The sequence below is a fragment of the Skermanella sp. genome, from assembly GCF_059503625.1.
In genome coordinates, this window is record NZ_JCACHA010000147.1 from 1 (window position 1) to 3,713 (window position 3,713).

Below are 3,713 nucleotides of genomic sequence, written 5' to 3' on the forward strand. Positions count from 1 at the left end.
GATGGTTAGACCTCATCCTTAATGTTGATGTTGCCATACAGGTTGCCCAATCAATAGCGGCCCTATCTGCGTCTTCGGTTGCAGCTGCAAAAGCATACGCTGCTATTCAAAAGACGCTTTCCGATCTGAAAACAGCACGAGCACGAGCAGAGCTTGAAAACATACGAATTGCCCAGCAAGAGAGAAAGGTAATAAATGAAATGTGCATAGACTTTTCGAAATTCTTGGGCTTCAAGAACGTTAAAGATCTACATCAACATACACAAGATCCCGAAGTTAGCTTGAAGCTTCTTGCTGCTCATTACAGGAGGACTGAAATCTTGGTGCAATTTGCCCAAGACCGAAAAGCAATTTTACCTGACAAATGAAATCTGGCCCTCCCTCATCCACAACCGAGAGAACAAAGGGTCCAGAGTGGTAAAACCTTGGCTCGCTGGTCGTCCCAGGAGTCACGTTCCGCCGCAATATCGGCGTCTATGCCTTCGCGGCTGCGGCGTTGAAGGCCAGGAGCGGGTGTTCCCAACAGGATGTCCCATACTCCGGACCGGGTGCCTGCGCTGGCGGTTGGCCGGGTCTTTAAACGGGAATATTCGGCTTCGGTCAGCACGACATAGCCTAGCCGGTCATCCTTGATAACATGGACAGGCCCATTATCGAGCATCTTCTCCAGAGCCGCCAAGCCCCGACTCGATAATTCACTGTCGGAGATGGTCTGCATGTCGGTTCCGCTGCTCGATGCCTGTGTTTGCGCTGGATCACAAGCAGGATAGCGCATCGGCGATCGTTGCGATACCGGACATAAGCCCCGTCACCCCGGCGCCGTGCCCCCCAGCTCGTTCGTCACCATCGCAGCCGCCTGCCGCACCAGCGCTCCCAGCGCTGCGACGCGTTCGTCCGTCACCCGCGCTTTCGGCCCGGACACCGACAGCGCTCCGATCGCCTGGGCGCGCTCGTCGTAGATCGTCGCAGCGACGCACCTGAGCCCGATCGCGTGCTCCTCGTTGTCGATCGCGTAGGCCCGCGTCCGAATGACCTCCAAGTCGGCCTCCAGCGCGTCCAGCGTCGTCAGGGTCGCTGCCGTGAAGCGTTGCATGCCGCGCTGTTCCATCAGGCTCTTGACGTATTGCGGCGCCATGCGGGCCAGCAAAGCCTTGCCGGCGGCGGAGCAGTGCAGCGGCAGGCGGGAGCCGGGAGGGGCCAGGGCTCGCATCATCTGGTGGCATTCGACCTGGGCCAGATAGACCACTTCGTGGTTCTCGATGATCGCCAGATTGACGGTTTCGCTCGCCTGATCCATCAGTTGGCGCATGCGCGGGCGGGCGAGGTCGACGATGTTGCGGGTCTTCAGGAAGCCGCTGCCGGCGATGAAGGCCTGGACGCCGACGTACCAGCTCCGGGTGCCGCTGTCGAAGCGGACGTAGCGCTCCTGCTGAAGGGTCGTCAGCAGGCGGTGGGCGGTGGAGGGCGACAGTTCGGCGGCGCGGGCCAGTTCCGTCAGCGACATCGGGCCGTCGGCTTCGCCCAGGATGCTCATGATGTTGAGGGCACGAACCAGCGACTGGACCGTCTGCGAACGGGGATCGACGGTCTTTGGGTCAGATGGCTTCGGGTCGGCCTGCTTGGTGGTCGTCTTCGCTTCGGCCTGTTCTGAATCGGAGTCGGGGCCGGACCTTATCAATGTCTCTTCCTGGCTTCGCATGGGGGCTTGAGCCTCGCCTCGACAGTGTGTTCGGCGGAATGTCTGCTCGTGTCGGAAAGAAGCGCGGTCCGCCCTGGGAGGGGGCGAAGGGCGGACCGCGCACGGCGCCCGGGTTTTACTCCGCGGCGGCCGCGTGCTCGCGCACCGGTTCGACCTTCGCGGCGCAGTACTTGAACTCCGGGATCTTGCCGAAGGGGTCGAGCTGCGGGTTGGTCAGCACGTTGGCGGCAGCCTCCGCGTAGCAGAACGGCATGAAGATCAGGCCGGTCGGGATGGCATAGTCGGCGCGCGCCACCAGTTCGACCGATCCGCGCCGGGTCCGCACCGTCATCCGGTCGCCGGCCCCGATGCCCAGCTTCCGCAGGTCGGCGGGCGACATATAGGCGACCGCCTCCGGCTCCAGGTCGTCCAGCACCTGCGACCGGCGGGTCATCGCCCCGGTGTGCCAGTGCTCGAGCTGGCGTCCCGTCGTCAGCACCATCGGATATTCCGCGTCCGGCTCCTCCGCCGGCGGAATGATCGCCGCCGGCACCAGCCGGCCCCTGCCCGTCTCGGTCGGGAAGCCGTTGCCGAACACGATCTCGTGGCCCGGCTGGTCGGGGGCATCGCACGGATACGTGACGGAGCCCTCGCGCTCCAGCCGCTCCCAGGTGATGTTCGCCAGCGACGGCATCGCCTTGGTCATCTCGGCGAAGATCTCGCGCGGATGGCTGTAGGTCCAGTTCTGGCCCAGGCGGTTCGCCAGATCCCTGACGATCACCCAGTCCTCCCGCGCCTCTCCCGGCATCGGCAGGGCCTTGCGGCCAAGCTGGACCTGACGGTTGGTGTTGGTCGCGGTCCCGTCCTTTTCCGGCCAGGCCGAGGCCGGCAGCACCACGTCGGCGTACTTCGCCGTCTCGGTCAGGAAGATGTCCTGAACCACCAGATGGTCGAGCTTGGCCAAGGCTTCGCGGGCGTGGTTGACGTCCGGATCGGACATCGCCGGATTTTCGCCCATGATGTACATGCCGCTGATCTTGTCGTCATGGATAGCGTCCATGATCTCGACCACGGTCAGACCCCGCTCGCCCGGCAGCTTGGTGCCCCACAGATCCTCGTAGAACTCGCGGGTCATGACGTTGTCGACCGGCTGGTAGTCGGGGAACACCATCGGGATCAGCCCGGCGTCCGACGCGCCCTGCACGTTGTTCTGGCCGCGCAGCGGATGCAGGCCGGTGCCGGGGCGGCCGATCTGTCCTGTCGTCAGCGCCATCGCGATCAGGCAGCGCACGTTGTCGGTGCCGTGGGTGTGCTGCGAGATGCCCATGCCCCAGAAGATGATGGAGGCTTCGGACCGGGCGTAGAGCCGCGCCACGGTGCGCAGTTCCTCGGCCTCGATGCCGCAGATCTCCGCCATCCGTTCCGGCGTGTAGTCCTTGACGTGCTCCTTCAGCTCATCGAAGTCCTGCGTGTTGGCCTGGACGTATTGCTGGTCGTACAGGTTCTCCGTGATGATGACGTTGAGCATGGCGTTCAGCATCGCCACGTCGCGGCCCGGCTTGAACTGAAGCATATGGGTGGCGAAGCGCTTCAGCGCGTGGCCGCGCGGGTCCATTACCACCAGCTTGGCGCCGCGCTCGACCGCGTTCTTGAAGAAGGTTGCGGCTACGGGATGGTTCTCGATCGGATTGGCGCCGATGATCACGATCACGTCGGCGTCCTTGGCCGACATGAACGGCGCCGTCACGGCGCCCGATCCGATGCCCTCGATCAGCGCCGTCACCGACGACGCGTGGCACAGGCGCGTGCAGTGATCGACGTTGTTGGTGCCGAAGCCGGTGCGGACCAGCTTCTGGAACAGGTAGGCTTCCTCGTTAGACCCCTTGGCGGAGCCGAAGCCGGCCAGCGCGTCGCCGCCCCGTTCGTCGCGGATCTTGGCAAGACCCTTGGCCGCCACGTCCAGCGCCTCTTCCCAGCTCGCCTGCCGGAAATGGGTCAGCGGGTTTTCCGGATCGATATCGACGTCGTGCTTGGA

General features: G+C 63.6%; 4 protein-coding genes. 1 reads left to right on the forward strand and 3 read right to left on the reverse strand.

Annotation, left to right across the window (positions count from 1 at the left end):
- Nucleotides 1-368: hypothetical protein (locus AC5JJ6_RS04075; RefSeq protein ID WP_496040821.1), on the forward strand; the 368-nt coding region annotated here is incomplete at its 5' end.
- A gap of 14 nt (nt 369-382) precedes the next feature.
- Here the strand turns inward: AC5JJ6_RS04075 and AC5JJ6_RS04080 are convergent.
- From AC5JJ6_RS04080 to fdhF, 3 genes are all read right to left on the reverse strand, one after another.
- Nucleotides 383-718 carry a hypothetical protein gene (locus tag AC5JJ6_RS04080; protein WP_496040822.1) on the reverse strand — a complete coding sequence of 112 codons (336 nt, stop codon included), beginning with the start codon at nt 716-718 and terminating at the stop codon, nt 383-385.
- A 90-nt stretch (nt 719-808) separates the two neighbouring features.
- Nucleotides 809-1,699 carry an IclR family transcriptional regulator gene (locus AC5JJ6_RS04085; RefSeq protein WP_496040823.1) on the reverse strand — a complete coding sequence of 297 codons (891 nt, stop codon included), beginning with the start codon at nt 1,697-1,699 and terminating at the stop codon, nt 809-811.
- A gap of 115 nt (nt 1,700-1,814) precedes the next feature.
- Nucleotides 1,815-3,713 (reverse strand): formate dehydrogenase subunit alpha (fdhF, locus tag AC5JJ6_RS04090; protein WP_496040824.1); only part of this gene is annotated, 1,899 nt, incomplete at its 5' end.